The organism is Enterococcus sp. DIV0691, assembly GCF_051711145.1.
Taxonomy (GTDB): Bacteria; Bacillota; Bacilli; order Lactobacillales; family Enterococcaceae; genus Enterococcus_B; species Enterococcus_B hirae.
In genome coordinates this window covers 2,405,203-2,426,311 of the sequence record NZ_JBIOLY010000001.1, presented here as the reverse complement: position 1 = coordinate 2,426,311, position 21,109 = coordinate 2,405,203, and the positions used below count along the sequence as shown (strand labels likewise).

The window sequence follows — 21,109 nt, the reverse complement described above, 5'->3', positions numbered from 1 at the left end:
ATGGTTGCGAACATAGTAATTTTTTTGACTGTATTAGTTTATGGTGTAAATTTTTTAGTTTTTCTTTATCTTAGAATCAATCATATCAAAAATTGTGTAGAGAAATTAGCTATTTATTTGGGAACAAACATGACTTTATTATTTACGAGTGGTATTTTTCTCTTTTTTGGAAAAATCATTGAAGATGGCATCCTTGTTTTTGAATAAGTAACTTTCATGAGAAAATAAACTAAAATGCTCATGTTAATCAAGAAGTCCTCAATCGTTGCAGTATGAATCTAGGAGCAGAATTTTTGAACAAATTGCTAGATATGCTTACACTGGTAATAGACGAAGTGTCATATCGAAAGGAGCAGTACAATGAAAAAATTATACGAAACAGCGATGATCAATCATGGTGGACGAGAAGGCGAAGTAGCAGCACCAAATGGTTCGATGCAAATGAAGATCACTCCTCCAGGCATCCATGCTGAAGGAACAAATCCGGAACAACTATTTGCTGCGGGCTATGCCTCATGTTTCAATGGTGCACTGCAACATATGATCAAAGAAGCTAATTTGTCCGTAGACTCCACAGTTAAAGCACGGGTTTCACTTTACACACTTGATGAGGGTGGTTATAAAATCGGTGTGGTATTAGAAGTACATGTTGACGATGTGAGCGAGGAACAAGCCAAGCAATTAGCGGAAGATGCCCATGATTACTGCCCTTATTCAAAAGCGACAAGAGGAAATATTGATGTTGAGGTAGTGACAGTTTAAACGATTTTTCTATCTGAGGAAGAAGTAAGTACCTTTAGATAAGTATTTTTTTATAAAAAACAGGACCGGTAGAGTTTTCTATCGGTCCTAAAAATGATGGTGACGAGTCTCAAACTATTCTTGGCTTATAAATGCCAATAGAAGCTAAAAAATGATCGACCAGCAAGCATTTCTACTGTTTTTAGTAGGAAAGTAATGGCTTGCTGGTCGATCATTCTTATTTTTATTCTGTTGAGTGGTAAGGACCCAAAGGATGTTGGACACAACCACTTTTGCATGTTTTATTTTTTACTTGGCGGTGTTCCATACATTTTTGGTGTAACCCGTTGTAATTTTGGCTTATCACCTTCAACTTTTGGTTCTGCTAACCATTGGTATTCGCCTTCACCATCTAAGGCTTCACCACTTGCCCAAGAACCTTTGCTGCTTTCATCACCATCTGAGAAATTATAAAAGTCATAGGCGATATCTTTTCGTTCGTTTTCACGATTGAACGTACTTGGTACAAGAATGGATCCTTCGTTTTCTTCCAATTCTTTCACGGCACTTGCCCATAAGTTTTGATGATAACTATCTCTTGCAAGTAAGACTGCCAGTAAATCTTTGACACCACGGTCATCGATCATTTCATAGATACGAGCGACTTGTAACCGTCCCTGAGATTCAGCATTTAGATTGGCACGGAAATCAGCTAACAAGTTTCCACTTGCAACGATATAACCGCCACTCCAAGGGTTGCCAACACTATCAGCAGGGCGTGGTCCTAAGCCAGCGACAATTGCATGCTGAGGATTCATACCAGAGATGATTGCGCCGATCGTAGGATCTTTTTTCATTGCTTCTTCTTGGTCTTCAACTGGCGCATCTTCTAATAATCGTGCGACCATCGTTGCTAACATTTCGACATGTCCAAGTTCTTCTGTTGCGATATCCATTAACATGTCTTTATATTTTTCTTCTCCTCGGCAGCTCCAACCTTGAAACAAGTATTGCATTGCCACACTCATCTCTCCGTATTGTCCACCGATAAGTTCTTGTAAATATTTTGCGATTAACGGATTCGGACGATCTGGTTTTGCTTCAAACTGTAGTTCCTTTTGGTGTCTGAACATCAAAAATTCCTCCTAATCTTTTATTAATACATTTACATTCTGCACTTTAAAATGAGAAAACACAAAGGAAATGCTTAGAAAAAGTACGGTGACAGATTTAATCTGATATATGAGTAGACACGCCTAATAAATTGTTATTTTCTGATTAAAATGATATCGTTATATTAAAATGTTATCGGTTGCAAATGGCGAAAGATAACCTTTTTATTAAAAAATGGAGGGATAAAATGAAAAAGTTGTTAGTTACTGGGGTGCTGGCAAGTACAGCATTATTTTTGTTGGGAGGTTGTGGTTCAAGTAGTGCAAAGTCAAACGCAGCTAGTTCATCTGAAAAAACAAGTGACGGGAAGAAAACTATTGATTTCTGGTCATTTTGGGGATCAGGAGCACGTAAAGAAGTGATCGAAGAGATCATTGACGATTACAATCAATCACAAGATAAGATCCAAGTAAATTATAAATACCAACCGTGGGGGGATATTTGGACCAAATCATTGTCAGCGATTACAGCGGGGAATGCACCAGACGTGATTGTTCAAGATATCAATTCAGTTGCTCAAAGAGCTGAAGCGCAACAGGCCACAAACTTATCTAAATATGTAGATGAAGAGACCTCAAAAGATTTTTATCCACAATTGTGGGATACAGTGGAGTACAAAGGTGATCCATATGCGATTCCGTTCAACACAGATACTCAAGTTATTTTTTATAATAAAAAATTATTTAAAGAAGCAGGAATCGCTGAAAAAGATTTACCAACTACATGGGATGAATTAGAAAAAACCGCCCATCAATTGGATAAAAAAGATAAAAAAGAATTCACACGAATTGGATTTTATCCTTTATGGAATTTAGGGGCAGATGTCTGGGCATTAAATGCAGATAATGGGACAAGCTGGTTTGATCAAGACGGCAAAATCAAAATCGATACGAAGAATAAAGTTGAAGCATTAGAGTGGATCCAAGATTGGCAAGACTATTATGGGAAAGATACGATCAATAAATTAGAGGCAGAATTTGGCTCAGGTGTTTCTGATCCATTCATCTCAGGTTTAGTCGCAATGCGTGCCCAAAATATCAATTATTATTCGAGCTTGATGGAAAATGCTCCAGAAGATTTTGATTTTGGTGTCATTCCGCTTCCAGAAAAAGAAAAAGGTTCTGGTCATTGGTCATGGGGCGGCGGCTTTGTACTCGAAGTACCTTATGGGGCAAAAGATCCAGAAGCTTCTTATGACTTTATCAAGTATCTTTCTTCACCAGAAGTTCAAGAAAAATTTGGCGAAAAGAGTTTTGATATCATGGCAAGTAAAACAGCCAATGAGAACTTAGTGAAGAATGAACAGCTAAGTGACAAGGGACGAATGATCTATCAAATGGCTGATGAGAATTTCAAAAATACGGTCATTACACCTGTCCCATTAGCAGCACCAGATTATACGACACTAGTGAACGAACAAATCGATCAAATTCTCTTAGGAACAAAAACACCAAAAGAAGGTTTAGCTGATGCTCAAAAAGCGGTGGAGAATCTAGTAAAACAAAATAACTAATCAACTGTTGACTAATTGAAAGAAAAAAGGAGGCAAGAAAATGAAGCGTTTATCAATCCGAAAGAAAAAAGAGGCAAGATGGGCCTATTTATTTATCTCGCCTTTTATTATTGGCTTTGTCGTCTTTATGTTAGGGCCCATGCTTTTTTCTGTTATCGGAAGTTTCACTGATTATAATTTGACTTCTAAAATGAATTTCATTGGATTAGCTAATTTTAGACGGATGTTTCTACACGATGATCTTTTTTGGAAATCATTATACAATACAGTGTATTTCGTCCTATTCAATGTTCCTTTAACCACAATATTTAGCGTATTTCTAGCAACGATTTTAAATCAAAAGATCAGAGGTATCAGTATTTTCCGAACGATGTTTTATTTACCTGCAGTCCTATCTGGTGTTGCTGTTTATATTTTATGGATGCAACTGCTTTCACCTTCTGCCGGGTTGATCAATACGTTTCTAGGTTGGTTCAATATTTCTGGACCAGCCTGGTTGTTTGATCCTAACTGGACAAAGCCAGCTTTGATTTTAATGAAAATCTGGAGTTCTGGCGGAGCAATGTTGCTTTATTTAGCGACTTTGCAAAACGTTCCACGCTCTTTATACGAATCAGCAGCGATTGATGGTGCTGGCGTATGGGGGAAATTTAAAAATATCACGTTGCCATTGATCACACCGATTATCTTTTACGATGTGATTACTTCAACGATTGGTTCTTTTCAAATTTTTCAAGAAGCTTATGTGATGACTAAAAATGGAACAGGTGGACCAGCTAACTCTTTACTATTTTATAATCTTCACATGTGGAATAAAGCTTTTGTCGCATTCGACATGGGGTACGCAATGGCGATGTCAATGATCCTATTTTTGATCGTGTTAGTATTGACTTTTATTAATTTGAAACTGGCACCTAGATGGGTCTATTACTCTGGAGGTGATGGCAAATGATGGAATATTTCAAAAGAACAAGTGTTAACCGCCAAACCAAAAAAATCGTTAGTTATCTCCTCATGATGGCTATCGGGATCGTATTGATCACACCATTATTGTGGATGGTATTTACTTCTTTAAAACCAATGGAAGAGATCGTACGTTATCCTCCAACTTTTTTTCCAGAAAAAATTGTTTGGCAAAACTATCTGGATACAATTACTGCTTTCCCCTTCTGGCGTTATGCAAGGAATACTTTATTGATCACAGTCTTAGTGGTATTTGGCAATGTTCTCTCGAATTCCTTCATTGCTTATGGGTTTGCGAAATTAGATTTTCCAGGAAAAAAGCTAATGTTTGCTTTAGTCCTTTCTACGATGATGATTCCAGGTTTTGTGACCATGATCCCCCAATATGTTCTATTCTCAAAAATAGGCTGGGTAGGAACTTATTTACCATTGATCGTTCCATCATTTTTCGGCAATGCATTTAATATATTTTTGATGCGTCAATTTTATTTATCCATCAATGATGAATTAATTGAAGCGGCAGAAATCGATGGAGCAAATCATTTCTATATTTGGAGCCGTCTGATGCTGCCGCTGACTAAACCAGCGTTAATCACGATTGCGATCAATTCATTCAATGCGGCTTGGAACGATTTTTTAGGGCCGTTATTATACATCCAAGATCAAGAGAAGTATACTTTACAGATTGGGTTGCAAGTTTTCCAAAATCAGGCGACGACTCAATGGAATTATTTGATGGCAGGAGCCACACTTGTTTTGATCCCAACGATTTTGATGTTCTTCTTTGCGCAACGTTACTTTATTGAAGGAATGGATTTGACAGGAGGGTCAAAAGGCTAAATGAATAAAATTCATAGTGAAAAAATCAATCAGCATTTTTTGACAGTCATTGAATGGATTCCGTCATTGCTTATTTTGCAATTCTTATGGCTATTAACTAGCTTACCGCTGTTGACAATTGGCAGTGCTAGTCGTACGGTTATGTCTACCATTTATCACTACCACAAAAACGAAGAGAAAAAGATCCATACGTTGTTTTGGCAAGAACTTCGTCATAATTTTTTGACCTACCGTAAGCAAGACCTCATAGTCAGTTTCTATTTATTGCTTTTACTGATTGATAGTCGTATTTTTCTTTACTGGGGCGGAGCATGGGGATTGATATTGATGTATGCTTCGTTAAGTATCCTTTTTTTAAGTATCGTGATGGTTAGCTACCGTATGTTGCTCCAACTAGAGAGAGCAAACGAAGTCCCTCTTTTTACTGCTTTTATTTTATTTTTTTATCAATGGAAAAACGCTCTCTTACATTTAGGGGGAACCCTGCTACTACTGCTTTTTTTATTCTTCCTGGGACCTATTTATGTGGTTTTAGTCGGAGGAAGTTCCTTGCTTTATTTACAAACATTTTTGTTTTTTGGACGGAAAGAAATAAAGAGCCCTTCAAAAGTTTAAGAATAGTCAAAAAATTTGCGATGAAAGAATCAACTACCTGACTAAATATTGAGGAATAAACCCATCGTTTCAGATGTAAGGCGTATGGAGAGAGAAATAGTTGAAAATATGGTTACTTGTCACGTTCGGCCTTCTTTGTTATGGTTATAGCAAGAAAGAAGTAGGAGGACAACAAGATGGCAAAAATTATGGTTGTAGAAGATGAAGAAATCATCCGCCAACTCATCATGGAAGAACTGGAAAAGTGGCAGTTTGAAACGTTCGGTACCTCTGATTTTAATCAAGTATTTGCAGACTTTGAAAAAGAAGAACCTCAACTTGTTTTATTAGATATCAATCTTCCGGTCTTTGATGGCTACTACTGGTGTCAAAAAATTCGAGAAGTCTCCAAAGTGCCGATTATTTTCATCTCCAGTCGAAATACCAATATGGATATGATCATGGCGATGAATATGGGCGCAGATGATTTTGTCACCAAGCCTTTTCAAATTGATGTGCTGATTGCCAAAATCAATGCTTTATTGCGACGTTCTTACAATTATGGGGAACTGTCGAGTGAAGTCATGAGTCATAATGGGATCACGTTGAATGTTGATAATGGGAGTATGGAAATCAACGGTGAAATCATCGATTTAAGTAAGAACGAATATCGATTACTATTTATCTTGATGAAGCAACATGGGAAAATCCTTAGCAGAGAAAAGTTATTGAGAGCATTATGGGATGATGAGCGGTTTGTTGATGACAATACATTGACAGTCAATATCAATCGTTTACGTCGGAAAATCGAACAAGCAGGGATCAAAGGATATATCGAAACAAAAGTCGGGCAGGGCTATATTGTTCCCTGAAAGGATGAAAATAAATAATGAATTTCTTTAAATACTTAAAGGATCAATGGTCGTTGCTCTTAGGCTGGCTCTTTTTTGTCTTGCTAACGATTTTTGTCATGTGGTTAGCACCTAATATTTTAGTCGACTGGACGATGGTTGGCTATCTGGCGCTTATTCAAGCCGTATTTTTGTTTTTTTATTTACTTGTCCGTTATTTAAGCAAACGTCATTGGTGGGAAAAACTTGCCGATCTCAAACAAATATCTCCGCTACAAAGTTATTTGAGTGGCGGTCATACAGAAGAAGAAAAATTAGTCGAAGATTATATCAATCAATTGATCCGTGAGCACCAAGAAGTCATGCAAGAGGCGATTAGTAACCAACAGGATCAAAAAGATTACATTGATTCGTGGGTCCATGAAATCAAGGTGCCTTTAGCAGCCTCTGAACTCTTGGTGCGTTCGATTGAATTCGATATTGATGATCAAAAATATACCCTACTAGAAAACGAATTAGCTAAAATCGATGAATATGTAGAACAAGTTCTTTATTATGCACGGTTGGATAGTTTTTCGAGAGATTATTTAATCCAAGAGTATGAATTAAAAAGCATCATTCAGCCAGTGATCCGCAGTCAGGCGAATTACTTTATTCAAAAAAATCTTCGGTATGAGATTATTGGAGAAGATCAAAGAGTTTTAACAGATGCCAAGTGGGTAGCTTTTATATTCAAACAAATTTTGAGCAATGCGATTAAATATACACCTGACCATCGAGAAATCATCATTTCGATCGAAAAGAACCAACAAGGGATCTCTTTAGCCATCAAAGACTCGGGCATCGGTATTCCTAAAGAAGACTTGTCGCGGATTTTTGACAAAGGATTCACAGGTTCTAATGGACGATTGAGTAAAACACATTCTACTGGTTTAGGGCTTTATTTGGCTAAATCCTTAGCTGAAAAACTTGGGATCCAACTACTTGCTGAATCAATTGTAGGAGAGGGAACAACGATGACCCTGTTTTTCCCAATCTTAAATTTCTATAATGAGAAACGTTAGAAAATAGTTAGAATCGAAAAAAACTTCTTGTGTTGTGAACGTTTTCGCTGATAAGTTTCATATCATGTGAAATAAAAGGAGATTAGTTATGGAAATTTTAATAGCATTAATCCCTATGGTAGCATGGGGAAGTATTGGTTTAGTAAGCGGGAAAATTGGTGGCGATGCCAATCAACAGACATTAGGGATGACGATTGGTGCATTTATCTTTTCATTAGTTGTCTTTTTCATCGTTAGCCCAACAATCACACCATGGATTTTCTTGATTGGATTCCTCTCTGGGTTAGCTTGGAGTGTTGGTCAAAACGGACAGTTCCATGGAATGAAATTTATGGGCGTTTCTGTTGGTTTGCCTTTATCGACTGGTTTTCAATTAATTTTGAATACGATTGCGGGAGCCGTTTTCTTTCATGAATGGACACAAACGAAAGATTATGTATACGGTATCCTAGCTTTAGCACTTCTTGTTAGCGGTGCCTATTTAACAGCTCGCCAAGATGATGAAGGAAAAGTTGATACTGACAATAAAATGCTTGATTTTGGTAAAGGGTTTAGAGCATTGATCTATTCAACGATTGGTTATGGTGTTTATACGATCATTGTGAACTGGGCTAACTTGGATGCGATGTCAATCATCTTACCTCAAAGTATCGGAATGATTTTAGGTGCAAGTTTCTTTGCCTTTCGTAAAGTGAAAGTGGATAAATTTGTTTGGAAGAACATGATTTGTGGTTTGCTATGGGGAATTGGGAACGTGTGCATGCTCTTAACTGTTAAATCACTTGGTTTAGCTGTTGGATTTTCATTATCACAGATGGGGATTATCATCTCAACTTTAGGTGGTATTTTCATTTTGGGAGAAAAGAAAACGAAAAAAGAACTTGTTTACGTTATTGTCGGTTGCCTTTTAGTCATTTTAGGTGGTATCATTTTAGGGTATATGAAAACGGCTTAATGGCCGTTTTCCAACCTAAAATAGGGAGGTACTGCCATGGATTTGTTTCGTAAGAAAGAAATCAATCTCAACCACACAAGTGGGATGAAGAAAGATCTGAAAACGTCCGATTTAATTATGCTTGGAATTGGCGCAATTATCGGCACAGGAATATTTGTAGTGACAGGGGTTGCGGCCAATCAAAATGCGGGTCCAGCACTGTCACTTTCATTCGTTTTAGCTGCAATCGTTGTCATTTTATCGGGGTTAAGCTTTGCTGAGTTTGCCTCACGTGTGCCAGTCATTGGTGGCCCGTATGCGTATCTTTATGTTGTTTTTGGTGAATTTGCCGCCTGGTTAACAGGTTGGTTGTTGATTGGCGAATTTCTATTAGCAGTTTCGTCGGTTGCTTCCGGCTGGTCTGGTTATGTTCAAGGGTTCTTGGAAGGATTTGGAGTCCATTTACCACAAGCCTTGACCAGTGGTTATAATCCTGACAATGGCACCTATGTCGATTTGATCGCAGTGTTCGTTGTCATATTTGTGACATACATCGTTTCTTTAGAAGCCAAAAAAGCATTAAGATTGAATAATATCATGGTTTTTGTGAAATTCGGTATTATTGCATTATTTATCGTTGTAGGGATTTTCTTTGTAAAACCTGAAAACTGGCAACCATTTACACCATTTGGTTTTTCAGGCGTTTTAGATGGAGCAGCTCTAGTCTTCTTCGCTTTCTTGGGATTTGATTCAGTTGCAATGGCAGCCGAAGAAGTGAAAGAGCCACAAAAAGACGTTCCTCGAGGGATCATTGGTTCGATCTTGATTGCCACAGCTTTATACATCGTAGTTACCTTGATTTTAACGGGGATTGTTCCGTTTACTGAATTAGGGGTCAGTGACCCAGTTGCCTTTGCGATGCGTTACGTTGGTCATGGAACAATCGGAGCTGTGATTGCAGTCGGTGCCATTTTGACGCTCTTGACCGTAACGATTTCTATGATGTATTCGCTAGCTCGGTTATTGTTTGCTGTAAGTAAAGACGGTCTTTTACCTAAATTTATGACAGAGATCGATGAAAAGCATCGGACGCCTAGAAAGGCGACTTTTGTAGCTGGGGTAGCGGCTTTATTTTTCGCTGGTTTCTTCCCATTGAATATTCTCGCTGAACTAACAAACATCATGGCGTTGACCTATTTGATGTTAGTCAGCTTAGGATTACTTAAACTAAGAAAAATGTTTGGTAAACCCAAAGCCGGTGAATTTAAAGTGCCATTTGTACCGATATTACCGATCATATCTATCGGTACATGCTTGGTATTGATGCTTCGTTTACAACCAGTCACATGGATCGTCTTCGGTATCGTGATGGCGATTGGATTAGTGATTTACTTTGGTTATGGGTACCAACATAGTAAAATGAATCAACAAAATTGATGATTCGTTCTTTTCAAACGACCTAGGTTTAGAACCTATAGCGTAATTTGATAAGACGAGTGTAAGACATCTTGAGTCCTTCGATGAATTGGTTAGCCAAATTCATTTTGAAGGATTTCGGGGTGTCTTTTCTATCCTTTTAAAGCATAAAAAAGATGTTGGCGAATTTCACCAACATCAAAAAGTATAGAGCCTTTTTTGATTGTTCCATGCAAAATAGTCTTATTGTGTTAAATCGAGTAATTTTTGTTTCAAGTCGTCTTCCATATGACCAAGTTCGACTTCTGCATGACGACGTTTTTCTTTTCCTTCTTTTTGGATGCGTAATGTTTCTTGGATCGTTTCGATCAAATCATTTTGAGTTGTTTGTAAGGTTTCAATATCAACGATCCCACGTTCATTTTCTTTTGCTGTTTCAATAGCAGAGATTTTCAACATTTCTGAATTTTTCTTCAATAGATCATTGGTTGTCTCAGAAACTTGACGTTGGGCAGTTACCGCATCTTTTTGGCGAAGTAACGTCAAGGCGATAACTACTTGGTTTTTCCATAGAGGGATCGCTGTTGCGATTGATGCTTGGATTTTTTCTGCTAACGCTTGGTTAGTATTTTGGATTAAACGGATCTGTGGTGCTTGCTGGATAGTGATCTGTCTTGCCAAACGTAAATCATGGGTTCGTTTGTCTAAACGATCTAGAAATTGAGTATAATCATTTGCAATTTGAACATCCATTTGATCGCCTGTTTCTTCGGCTTTTTTCATTGCTTTAGGAATGATCGTTGTTTGAAGTTCTTCCATCTTCAATTCGCCAGCTGCGATATAAATATTCAGTGCATCAAAATAATCTTTGTTTTTTTGATAGAGTTGTTCGAGCATCAAATTATCTTTTAAAAGCCCGTCTTTTTCTTTTTCTAGTTTAACAGAGATTTTATCGATTTGGGCACCGATCTTTTGATATTTTGCAGTCACTTCATAGATCGATTGTTTTACTTTGCCAAACATCCGTTGAAAAATATTGCCTTCGCCAGCTCGCAATTCATCAGGATTTGCTTCTTGCAGACGATACATCAATTCAGTCAATGAATCTCCGACAGGACCAATATCTTGTGCCTGTACATGATTTAACATGGATTGTGAAAATTCACTTAACTTCGTTTGAGCAGCAGAACCGTAGCTGATCACCGACTGTGCATCTGAAACATCGATTTTGGCTGCTAGCTCTTTGGCTTGCTCTTGTCGTTCAGCAGGTAGTTTATCAATCAAGCGTGCAGCGGTTTGTTGTTCTTGCAAAGCATTGATTTCTGACTGTTGTGTTTGGGTTAATTTATCTGTTGGGGTAGAGAACGGATTATTTAACAAATCATCTAACGTGTCATTTACAGGTGTTACCTCTTTAGGTTTATTATCCATTTAAAACTCCTCCTCGTGGTTCAATGTGATGCGATAGGTTCAATGTTATCATTTTTGTAAAAAAACAGTTGTTCATCTTATTCATCTATTATAAAGGATAAACAAAAGAAAGGATAAGCAAAAGGAGTGTCTAAGAAACAAAACACTCCTTTATGATTCTATTAACCGATCATTGAGATTGATTGTTATCATCAGATAGATTCTCTCGTTTTAAGCTTTGTTTCGCAACTGATATTTCTACATCTAGATCATCTAAATCTTCAGAGACAAATTGTTGATAGTCTTGAGCGATCAGATGTGCTAGTTGATCAATGATTTGTGAACTTTCTTCTAATTTTTCATAAGTCTGTTTGTTTTTGATTTCATGGTCGTTGATCTCAATATATTTATTGGTCAAATCGACTAAGTTTGGTAAGTGAGTATAAAGAAATTGACTTGCTTCGTGTAATCGGTTGGGCTCTTTCACCAATGCTTTGAAGAGTGCTTTGGCCGCCTTCACTGTATCGTGACGAAGATCGACAGCTTTTAGTTTGGCTGTTTGTTGCATGTTTTGTTGCAATTGTTCAATTTCGACTTTCGTTTGATTCATTGTCTGTCTAAAGAAAGTAATCTCACTAGGTGTCATCCCGCTTTTTGTATAATGTGATTCAAGTTCATCAGATAAATCGGGCATTTCATTTTTTGCTGATTTTTTCTTGCCAGAGCCAAAGATTCCCCAAATCACTAAAGCTGCGCCGATAATCAAAATGACTGTTACTAAAGAAAAGTGACCTTGACGAATCAAAAGAAACACCAACAATAGACCTAAGATCCATCGCCAATTTAATTTTCGCATAATAAGCCCTCCATATATATTCCATCCATTTTAAGTAATGAAGCGTTGTTCTCATTTCCACCCTTATTTTAGCACACTCAACCTAAGAAAGAGTATGGGACTAAAGGAGGATTTTGTAGATTTAGAGAATTTCTAAGGTTTAGTTATGGTAAACTAAAAGAAAACTCTAGAAAAATTGAAAAGTAAACGAAAAGCGGGTATTATTACAAAGAAAGTGGGAGAAAGATGCTTGAATATGAGCAATTTGAAGAAAAAACGATCGAACGAAAAGAAATCTATCACGGAGCAATCATCGATGTTGCAGTAGATGACGTCCGCCTGCCGGATGGGAAACTTGCCAAACGTGAATTAGTGTTTCATCCGGGTGGTGTAGGGATCATCGCATTTGATGATCAGGATCGTTTATTATTAGTGAAACAGTTTCGGAAACCATTAGAAAAAGTGATTTTGGAGATCCCTGCTGGGAAAATCGATCCAGAAGAAAGCCAAACACCGGAACGTACCGCTGCAAGAGAACTGGAAGAAGAGACTGGGTATCGGGCAGGAAAGCTCAAACATGTTTCATCTATGTATCTTTCACCAGGATTTGCAAATGAGATCATGCATATTTATCATGCGATTGATTTACAGAAAGTAGAGAATCCGTTGGCTCAAGATGAAGATGAGGTGCTTGAATTATATGCACTGACTTTCGCAGAAGCTAAACAAGCAATAGATGATCAACTGATCTGTGATGCGAAAACCATGTATGCGATCCAATATTGGGAGCTATTGATTAAAGGAAAGTAGAGGGATCGGCTGATGGCCAAAGGACCGCTGATTACGAGAAGTGAATTACGTAAACGACAGCAGGCGCAAGCCCAAGAGTCATTAAAACGGCAAAGAAAAGAAGAGGCTGCTTATCAGCAAGAAGAAAAGAAAATTGCTAGTTTTTATCGAAAGGAACAAAAACGGAACAAACCTATCACAAAAACAAGAATCGGTGAACGTGAAAAAACGACGAAGTGGAATTCATTTTTGATGAAATCCTTGATTATTGTTATTCTATTATTGTGTGTCGTATTTTTTGCGGTCGCATTTATTTAGAAAGAAGGAAAAAGCTATGAAAATCGGTATTATCGGTGCAATGGAAGAAGAAATCAAAATTTTAAGAGAAAAGCTAAGTGAACCCTTGTCATGGGAACGAGCAGGAGCATTGTTCATTTCAGGCTCTTTAGGAAGACATGAAGTAATTGTGGTTCGTTCAGGGATCGGTAAAGTTTTGGCATCAGTCACTACTAGTTTATTGATCCAACAATATGGTGTAAATATGGTCATCAATACAGGTTCAGCGGGTGGTATCGGACAAGGGCTACAAGTAGGCGATATCGTAATCTCTGATAAAGTAGCTTATTTCGATGCAGATGCAACCGGATTTGGCTATAAGCCAGGACAAATACCAGGGATGCCGCTTTATTATGAAGCAAGTACGTATCTTCGCACAGAGATGGCAAGAGCAGCCAAAGCGATAGATCTGAATGTGAAAGAAGGCTTGATCGTTACTGGAGATACGTTTGTTGATTCTTCCGAAAAAGTAGAAGAGATTTTAACAAACTTTCCAGATGCGTTGGCTTGTGAAATGGAAGGAGCGGCTGTTGGACAAACGGCTCGTCAGTTCAATATTCCTTTCTTGATCGTTCGTGCGATGAGTGATACTGCTGATCATGCAGCGACACAAACCTTTGATGAGTTTATTGAAGATGCAGGGAAACGTTCTGCTGAGATGGTAATCGAATTTGTCAAACATCTTGTATAAGGAGAACATTAATGAAAGCATTGATCTCGATTGATTACACGTATGATTTTGTGGCAGATGACGGGGAATTAACGACAGGTAAAGCTGGGCAAGTGATTGAACAAGCAGTGACGACTCACACGAAAAAGTTTATTGAAGAGGGAGACTTTGTGGTGTTTGCGATTGATGCGCATGACCCATCGGATAACTTCCATCCTGAAAATAAACTATTTCCTCCGCATAACGTGATTGGCACCAATGGTCGTGCCCTTTATGGTTCGCTACAAGCTGTTTACGAAAGAGCTCAAGAACAAGCCAATGTCTATTGGATTGATAAGCGGCATTACTCTGCTTTTAGTGGAACAGATCTAGATATTCGGCTCCGTGAGCGGGGGATCACTGAACTCTATTTGACTGGCGTATGTACGGACATTTGTGTGTTGCACACAGCTGTTGATGCATATAATTTAGGCTATCAACTGTTTATTTTTGAAGATGCTGTAGCTAGCTTTGATCCAGTCGGTCATGACTGGGCACTACGTCATTTTGAAACAGTCCTCGGGGCAACGTTGATCAAGTAAATATATAATAAGCTTGTTAATGATTTGTGGGCCTCACTGGTTCATGAAGTAACCAGATCGTTCTGTTGTACATTCTGTCGTACGATAGAGTAAGTCAATACGGAAAAATAAACCGAAGGGGGACTGGGACAAAGTTGTCTCAACCTCTTCTTCGGTTTATTTTCTTTTATAATTTTGTAAGATTTTTTAAGTCAATCAATCAGTATCCATTTTAAGCCGATGGTTCGATTCTTTTCCAATCGCTGAAATAGCGGCTTTTATTAGGAGATAAAGAGTTGGTTTGCTAGTTTGTGCTTATGAATGAGTGGCAATAACTTATAGGTAAGCAAACTAGCTACGAACACAAGTAAGATATCGCAACTTAAATCAATCAATGTGGAAACTGCTAGCACACTGTAAAGAACATTCGTTTCTTTAAGGTAAAAGAATAAAATCAAGCATTTATACAACAGACCGATTAAATAGAGATAAAGTAATCCTGAATAGTTAATGATCAGGATTTTTTTTAATGGGAGCCATTTTCTGCGCCAGAACAATTTTGACAGTGTAGCTTGAATCAGTGGGAAAGTTGCAAAAGATAGTAGAAAGCCAAAACTAGGTTTAAAAATATAAAAAATACCTCCGCCACTAGCGAAAATCGGTAATCCAATGAGCCCTAGGATCAAATAACTGAATGTGACAATGAGCCCGTATTTTGTTCCTAATAAAGGATAAATCAGATAAATCGTTATAATTTGTAAAGATAAATAATCGAATAGTGGTAACGGAATCACTAGTTTTGCTGTGATGATCAATAATGCCATCATCATCGCCATCATGGTGATATCTCGCCTATTTGTATACATTTAAATGCCACTCCTTACTAAGTTCTCTTTTTTTTGTTCTCGATTTTAACCAATGAGTTAAATCCTCTAAATAGGGTAATTTGCCAATTTGTGTGATTCCTGTCTTATCTGTGATCCATTGGCTTAAATCTTCTAGGTCATTCTTTTCATTTGCTTTACTTGAATTAAAAATCAGACCTGCTATTGGAATGTTTTCGCTTTGTAATAAACTAGTCGTTAGCAACGTATGATTGATTGCACCTAAATAATTATCCGAAACGAGAATAACCGGTAATTGCAAAAGTTTGATCATGTCTAACATGGTTTGCGAGTCATTAATGGGAGAAAGCAGACCACCTGCTAATTCAAAAATCGTGGGTCGATTTTTTTTCAAGACAACATTTGCTTTTTCCTTCAAGACAAGTAGATCGATCCATTGATGTTCTTTTCTGCTAGCGATATGTGGAGATGCTTCTAATGACATTGAATAGAAATGAACAATATTTTGTTTCTCAATATGGCAGGCTTGATAAAAATCTGTATCAGGAAACGGTCCTGTTTGGATCGGTTTCACGAGTAACGGTTCCTGATTTGTCAGATCACGTAAATATTCATAGAGTAAGACACTGATCACTGATTTTCCACAATCGGTATGAATCCCGCAAATAATATAATTATTCTTCATCACAGACACCAGCCACAACTAAACCTAAACGATCAAGCATTTTTTGATCTTCAGAAATAGGTGCTCCTTTCTCTGTCAAATAGTTGCCTAAAAAAATAGAATCCACGATCAATAAAGCAAATGGTTGGAGTTCTCCTAAATGAAACTCTCTTCCGGCACTTACCCTAAGTTCTGTAGTAGGGAATAGTAACCTCAGCATGGTTAAGATTTTTAAACATTTCATAGGGGTTAATTCATTGTGTTCCTCAAACATTGTTCCAGCAATTGGAAGTAAAAAATTGACTGGAACGGAATAAGGCTCTTGATCTTTTAAGTCAAAAGCCAGATCGACTAATTGTTCATCTGTTTCTCCCATGCCACAAATAAAACCAGAGCAAATATTCATTTTGTGCTGACGAAGTTTGTTTAATGTTTCTAACCGATCATCATAGGAATGGGTTGTTGTGATGTTTGGGTAATTATCTCGACTAGTATTAAGATTATGATTCAACCGATCTACTCCACACGATTTTAAATAATCAATTTGTTCCTCTGTAACTAAGCCAATGGATAAACAAATCTCAATCGACATTATGCTTTTGATCGTTTGAATTGCCTCACCTAAAAGGTGGATTTCTTTTTTTGATGGGCGTGTTCCGCTTAACGCAATACAAAACACACTGGAATGATTCTTTTTAGCAATCAACGCTTTACGAATGATTTCTTTTTTGGGTAATAATCCATATGTTTCAATCGTTGCAGAACTTTTTTTTGATTGCGCACAATAACCACAATCTTCTCTACACAAGCCGCTCTTAGCATTCAGCAATGTATTAAGACGGATGATATTTTGTGACTTGTTTGTTTTGAGCTGAAGGGCTTGTGCATAATACCCCCATAAATTAGTTTTGTCTTTTAGTATCTCCAGACATGTTGTTTTTGTTAGCGGAACACAAGGTTCGAATAGATTTTCCATAAAAACACCTCTTTACTTTCGTTAACTAATTTTATTACAAAGGTTAACGAAAATAAAGAGGTAAATGAAATGATGCAGTTTTATGACTATTTATGGTCGGAAAGGGTAGATAACAGTAGAGAACAGTGAAGGAAGATGGAAGGATTTATTTTTCTTTATTAAGTGGAGTTGGTTTGTGGGTAGTCAAAATGAGCTTGGTAGAAAAGTAAATGATAATATTAAGAGAGGTTGAGACAAAAGTGTTCAGCATCAAGAAATAAGAAGGAATTTCCGAAAATTGACAAGAAACACAAAAACTCGTTTTTGATGTTGATTGTTACCTACTTGGTGCTTCTCAAATTTTTGGTAAATTTCGGCAAATTTTCCGAAGATGCTGCTTTTGTCTCACCGTGAACAAGAGGTCGTGAAAAGAGTGTTTTGACCTGAGCGCTCACCAAGTAAAAACTGCGATGAGTAATCGCAGGAGCATTAAGGATGGAAATCTCGAAACAGCTTCCCATGTTTTGAGATTTTTTGACTTATCGCCGAAGGTCAGCTCTTTGAACACCGTGAATCAGAGGTCGTGAAAACATCGGGTAGCTCTGATGACAATAAGAAAGAATTTTTTGAAACAGCTCCTCATGTTTTGAAAAATTCAGGCTTATTTCAAGGAGCTGATGTTTGAACACCGTTTAGCAAGAGGCTGTGAAAGAAGCGTTTAGCTCCGAGCGAATAAGAGAGGATTTTTTAAAATAGCTCCTCATATTTTAGAAAATCATCGCTTATTGTTGAGGAGTTGCTTCTTGAACACCGTTTATCCGTTTTTAGAGATACTAGAAAAGACTGAGACAACTTTTGTCTCAGTCCCTCGTAAAGAGAAAAATAGTGTTCAAACACCCGCTCCTTGAAATAAGTCAATTTTTTTATATGAGAGGTTGTTTCAAAAAATTTTCTTATTACCATTGGAGCGTTTTTTAACTGTATTACCAGATATGCACTCGTTTTTCAGGTGGAAGATACATCGCGTCTTTTTCAGTGATCGCAAATGTGTCATAAAATTCCATCAAGTTTTGGGGTTGGATATTGGCACGTAATTTAGCAGGGGCATGAACGTCGATTTGTAACAACAATTGTTGGTATTCTTTTTTTGCTTTTGTCCGCCAAATCGTCGCCCAGCTGACGAAAAAGTCTGCTAGTGAGTGATCTGCTTCGGTTTTTGCTGCTTCTAAAGCACAACTTAGACCGCCCGCATCTGCGATATTTTCTGAAACAGTAAGCTTACCATTAACAGTACCATCAGCAAATGATAAGCCATCAAATTCTTCGATCATTGCTTGGGCTTTTTCTTGGAAGTGCGCTAGATCTTCTTCCGTCCACCAGTTATTTAAATTACCATATTCATCGAATAAGGCACCATTATTATCGAAGGCATGAGAGATTTCATGGGCGATGACAGCGCCGATCCCACCGTAGTTTGCTGAACTTGATTGTTCTAAACTATAAAATGGTGCTTGTAAAATAGCAGCTGGAAAAACAATGATATTTCTGAACGGATGGTAATAGGCGTTGACTGTATCAGCACTCATTTCCCATTCCGTCCGATCAACAGGTTGATTCCAGCGACCAAAACGTTCTTTCAATTCGATTTTGCTGAAGGCTAAAGCGTTGGAAAGCAAGGTTCCGCCTTCTTCTTGTGTCACTGTTTGGTACTTCGTATATAACGCAGGGATTTGGTCTGGATAGCCGACCTGAACTCCTAGTTTATCTAATTTGATGATCGCTTTTTTTCGAGTAGTATCGCTTAACCAGTTGTTTTTTTCTAAACGATTTTTATAGACAGAGATCATTTTTTCGATCATATGCTCAACATCTTTTTTGGCCGCTTCACCAAAGTATTTTTTGCCATAATAATCGCCAACGACTTGGTCAAATTGACCTGAAGCTAAGTAATAGGCAGCTTTTTTCTGCGGCATGGCTTCATCTGTACCTGAGAGTGTCCGTGAGAAGATTCCGCTGATTTGTCTAAAGTCTTCTGATAGATAGCTACTCAACGAACGAATCGTTCGGACGATCATCCAACTTTTGATCAATTGAAAATGTTCTGTGGTTAGTAGTTCGCCTAACTGTTCAAAATAAACAGGATCCGTCACGATTACTTTATCCGGTGTGGTACCAATCAATCCCACTGTCAACTTTTCCAGATCCAGTTTATCGGTATAGTGGATGAAGGTGTCAAATGACCGGGGATTGTACATTTTGCTGTAATCCGCTTTTTCTTCCGCACTTTTAACATGAGGCGCAACCAATCGATCAAATTGGATGGCTTGTTCAACGATTGCCTCTGCTTGGCTTTTTTCTTTTCCGGTTAATTCAACGAGTTGGACCATCATATCAAAGAAAACGCCTAATAGTTGCGCACCATTTGGATGTTCTGCAGTATAGTAAGTTTTGTCAGGTAAAAATAATGAAGGGGGATAAGCAAATAATGCGTTTGTTTGTGCATTTTTCATATCCGCATCGACATCTAAGCTAAACGGTAAAGGTAAACTATCCAATGTCCAAGTAGGAAATTGTTGGTTCAAGTCTTCAAAAGATTCGATTTTTTCAATTCGTTCAATTAAAGGAAGCAACGGTTTAGCAGCTAACTGGTTTCTTCGATCATAATCATTAGCTAATTGATAAAAATGAAGAAAGTGACGCATCATATCTGATTGGACTTTATCAGGTTCAGCCAGCATATGATCAATATCTGTCATCAAAAGATCATCGATACCGTCAACTAAGTCCTGGAAACCGCCAGTGGCTGGTTTATCAGCGGGGATCTTGGCTGTTTTTAGCCATTCTTCATTCACAGCTTCAAAAAAGTCTTGCTTTATAAGTTCTTTGTTCATTCGGTTATCGCTCCTTTTTATCTAATGTTCCTATTATCATATAAAAACAGCGAATAAACAAATAGAAAGAGGAAAGAAGCACTTGTTGGGGGCTTGCCGTAGGCACAGCAGAACTAGTCTATCTGATTTGTTTTTCTCCTTATTTCACTTATAATAAAAAAGACGGAGGTGATTCGTTCTTGAAAACTGTATTTGAACAATCAATCGAATGGAATTTAGATGGTATCAAGAAACGGTTAAGCGCTGTGGAACAGTTGGCGATGAAGGATGAAGAAAAGGGTTACGCTTTAATTTTTGAAGATGGTAGTTATGTCATCCTAGATCAAAACAAACAACCAATAGAATACGGTCCTGCGAGCCACTCCTACCCAGATGCAAGAAAAGCTTATCAACTCGTACCGATGACTGAAGCAGAAGTCACCAATATTTCTCGTTGGCTTGCAGATAATCGTGAAAAATCTTTGATTGCGCCAAAGGAAAACGGACAAGAACTTTTGGATTGTTGGGTGGGATTGCCTGAACAACGGTTTTTAAACTATAAAAATTGGCGGACACCGTCTGGCTATCTTTGTGGGACCTATGCTGCAACTGTCCTTATTGCTTATTACCAAGATTTTCAAAACGAATTGTTTTTCTCTCCAACGTTACGTGAAAAAGGAACGAAAGACCATGCGCAACTAAGTGAAGCATTACGCCAAGCGATCCAGCCGCTAGGACTTCCGACGGTTCCCGGTCAAGTCAGTCATGGTATCACGAAGTTTTTAAAACATACAGGAAATCGAGTGTCTGCTAGAAGTACGATGCTTGGTTCTTGGCAGCGAGCGACTAAACGGATTCGCCAAGGAAAACCTGTGATCTTAGGGGTCTTGAAAGTATTAGGGAGTACCTATGGCAATCATTGGGTCACTGCGTATGCGTATTATCAATCCTCTTCTGGAGAACGCTTTTTCAAAGTTCATGACAACTGGGGCAACACGCATCAATTGATTCCTGCTAGTTGGTGTAATGGAACTGTTTCGCTGCCTTAAAAATTATTTGCAGAAATTACCAGAAAAACTGGAAAAA

The 21,109-nt window shown here is 37.9% G+C and carries 22 protein-coding genes; 15 read left to right on the top strand and 7 right to left on the bottom strand.

Features of this window, described 5'->3' with window-relative positions; translation table 11 throughout:
- Positions 1–207 carry a hypothetical protein gene (locus IGJ11_RS11150; RefSeq protein ID WP_010720841.1) on the top strand — a complete coding sequence of 69 codons (207 nt, stop codon included), beginning with the start codon at positions 1–3 and terminating at the stop codon, positions 205–207.
- 153 nt (positions 208–360) lie between these two features.
- A complete protein-coding gene (locus IGJ11_RS11145; protein WP_010720840.1) occupies positions 361–762 on the top strand; it encodes an organic hydroperoxide resistance protein in 402 nt (133 codons plus the stop codon).
- Positions 763–1,043: 281 nt separating this feature from the next.
- Here the strand turns inward: IGJ11_RS11145 and IGJ11_RS11140 are convergent, their stop codons facing one another.
- On the bottom strand, positions 1,044–1,874 hold the full coding sequence (locus IGJ11_RS11140; protein ID WP_207431586.1) for a manganese catalase family protein: 831 nt from the start codon (positions 1,872–1,874) through the stop codon (positions 1,044–1,046).
- A gap of 227 nt (positions 1,875–2,101) precedes the next feature.
- Here IGJ11_RS11140 and IGJ11_RS11135 point away from each other — a divergent pair, with 227 nt between their 5' ends.
- The 8 genes from IGJ11_RS11135 to IGJ11_RS11100 all read left to right on the top strand — a co-directional run bounded on the left by IGJ11_RS11135 (position 2,102) and on the right by IGJ11_RS11100 (position 10,110).
- On the top strand, positions 2,102–3,427 hold the full coding sequence (locus IGJ11_RS11135) for an ABC transporter substrate-binding protein (protein ID WP_063627526.1): 1,326 nt from the start codon (positions 2,102–2,104) through the stop codon (positions 3,425–3,427).
- A 40-nt stretch (positions 3,428–3,467) separates the two neighbouring features.
- On the top strand, positions 3,468–4,379 hold the full coding sequence (locus tag IGJ11_RS11130) for a carbohydrate ABC transporter permease (RefSeq protein WP_063627525.1): 912 nt from the start codon (positions 3,468–3,470) through the stop codon (positions 4,377–4,379).
- On the top strand, positions 4,376–5,230 hold the full coding sequence (locus IGJ11_RS11125) for a carbohydrate ABC transporter permease (protein ID WP_081128456.1): 855 nt from the start codon (positions 4,376–4,378) through the stop codon (positions 5,228–5,230). The genes IGJ11_RS11130 and IGJ11_RS11125 overlap by 4 nt, the downstream gene beginning before the upstream one ends.
- On the top strand, positions 5,231–5,845 hold the full coding sequence (locus IGJ11_RS11120; RefSeq protein ID WP_053766293.1) for a DUF624 domain-containing protein: 615 nt from the start codon (positions 5,231–5,233) through the stop codon (positions 5,843–5,845).
- 176 nt (positions 5,846–6,021) lie between these two features.
- Positions 6,022–6,696: a two-component system response regulator SapR gene (gene sapR, locus IGJ11_RS11115; protein ID WP_010720833.1), complete on the top strand. Its 675-nt coding sequence runs from the start codon at positions 6,022–6,024 to the stop codon at positions 6,694–6,696.
- 17 nt (positions 6,697–6,713) lie between these two features.
- Positions 6,714–7,739 (top strand): two-component system sensor histidine kinase SapS, encoded by a 1,026-nt coding sequence (gene sapS / locus IGJ11_RS11110; protein WP_010720832.1) that lies wholly within the window; start codon positions 6,714–6,716, stop codon positions 7,737–7,739.
- 88 nt (positions 7,740–7,827) lie between these two features.
- On the top strand, positions 7,828–8,694 hold the full coding sequence (locus tag IGJ11_RS11105) for a GRP family sugar transporter (RefSeq protein WP_207431588.1): 867 nt from the start codon (positions 7,828–7,830) through the stop codon (positions 8,692–8,694).
- A 36-nt stretch (positions 8,695–8,730) separates the two neighbouring features.
- Positions 8,731–10,110, top strand: coding sequence for an APC family permease (locus IGJ11_RS11100; RefSeq protein WP_010720830.1), 1,380 nt, complete (start codon positions 8,731–8,733; stop codon positions 10,108–10,110).
- Between the two features lie 222 nt (positions 10,111–10,332).
- Here the strand turns inward: IGJ11_RS11100 and IGJ11_RS11095 are convergent, their stop codons facing one another.
- Complete coding sequence (locus tag IGJ11_RS11095; protein ID WP_010720829.1) at positions 10,333–11,520, bottom strand: toxic anion resistance protein; 1,188 nt, start codon at positions 11,518–11,520, stop codon at positions 10,333–10,335.
- Between the two features lie 169 nt (positions 11,521–11,689).
- Positions 11,690–12,355, bottom strand: a complete 666-nt coding sequence (locus IGJ11_RS11090; protein ID WP_010737126.1) for a 5-bromo-4-chloroindolyl phosphate hydrolysis family protein — start codon at positions 12,353–12,355, stop codon at positions 11,690–11,692.
- Positions 12,356–12,580: 225 nt separating this feature from the next.
- On the opposite strand from IGJ11_RS11090, the gene IGJ11_RS11085 reads away from it, so the two are divergent.
- The 4 genes from IGJ11_RS11085 to IGJ11_RS11070 are packed head-to-tail and all read left to right on the top strand — an operon-like array spanning position 12,581 to position 14,710.
- Entirely contained in the window at positions 12,581–13,144 is a 564-nt protein-coding gene (locus IGJ11_RS11085; RefSeq protein WP_010720827.1) for an NUDIX hydrolase, read from the top strand.
- Between the two features lie 12 nt (positions 13,145–13,156).
- Complete coding sequence (gene macP, locus IGJ11_RS11080; RefSeq protein WP_010720826.1) at positions 13,157–13,441, top strand: cell wall synthase accessory phosphoprotein MacP; 285 nt, start codon at positions 13,157–13,159, stop codon at positions 13,439–13,441.
- A 16-nt stretch (positions 13,442–13,457) separates the two neighbouring features.
- The gene (locus IGJ11_RS11075; protein WP_010737128.1) at positions 13,458–14,150 is read left to right on the top strand and encodes a 5'-methylthioadenosine/adenosylhomocysteine nucleosidase; all 693 of its coding nucleotides are present in this window, start codon (positions 13,458–13,460) and stop codon (positions 14,148–14,150) included.
- Between the two features lie 11 nt (positions 14,151–14,161).
- On the top strand, positions 14,162–14,710 hold the full coding sequence (locus IGJ11_RS11070; protein WP_161652028.1) for a cysteine hydrolase family protein: 549 nt from the start codon (positions 14,162–14,164) through the stop codon (positions 14,708–14,710).
- 260 nt (positions 14,711–14,970) lie between these two features.
- Here IGJ11_RS11070 and IGJ11_RS11065 read toward each other — a convergent pair whose 3' ends face one another.
- From IGJ11_RS11065 to IGJ11_RS11050, 4 genes are all read right to left on the bottom strand, one after another.
- Positions 14,971–15,555: a biotin transporter BioY gene (locus tag IGJ11_RS11065; protein WP_010737130.1), complete on the bottom strand. Its 585-nt coding sequence runs from the start codon at positions 15,553–15,555 to the stop codon at positions 14,971–14,973.
- Positions 15,542–16,219 carry a dethiobiotin synthase gene (gene bioD / locus IGJ11_RS11060; RefSeq protein WP_207431589.1) on the bottom strand — a complete coding sequence of 226 codons (678 nt, stop codon included), beginning with the start codon at positions 16,217–16,219 and terminating at the stop codon, positions 15,542–15,544. Before bioD ends, IGJ11_RS11065 begins: the two co-directional genes overlap by 14 nt.
- Positions 16,209–17,174 carry a biotin synthase BioB gene (gene bioB / locus IGJ11_RS11055; protein WP_034699881.1) on the bottom strand — a complete coding sequence of 322 codons (966 nt, stop codon included), beginning with the start codon at positions 17,172–17,174 and terminating at the stop codon, positions 16,209–16,211. The genes bioD and bioB overlap by 11 nt, the downstream gene beginning before the upstream one ends.
- 962 nt (positions 17,175–18,136) lie before the next feature.
- Complete coding sequence (locus IGJ11_RS11050) at positions 18,137–20,044, bottom strand: M13 family metallopeptidase (RefSeq protein WP_207431590.1); 1,908 nt, start codon at positions 20,042–20,044, stop codon at positions 18,137–18,139.
- Between the two features lie 179 nt (positions 20,045–20,223).
- On the opposite strand from IGJ11_RS11050, the gene IGJ11_RS11045 reads away from it, so the two are divergent.
- Entirely contained in the window at positions 20,224–21,072 is an 849-nt protein-coding gene (locus IGJ11_RS11045) for a dihydrolipoamide dehydrogenase (protein WP_207431591.1), read from the top strand.
- Positions 21,073–21,109: the final 37 nt, after the last annotated feature.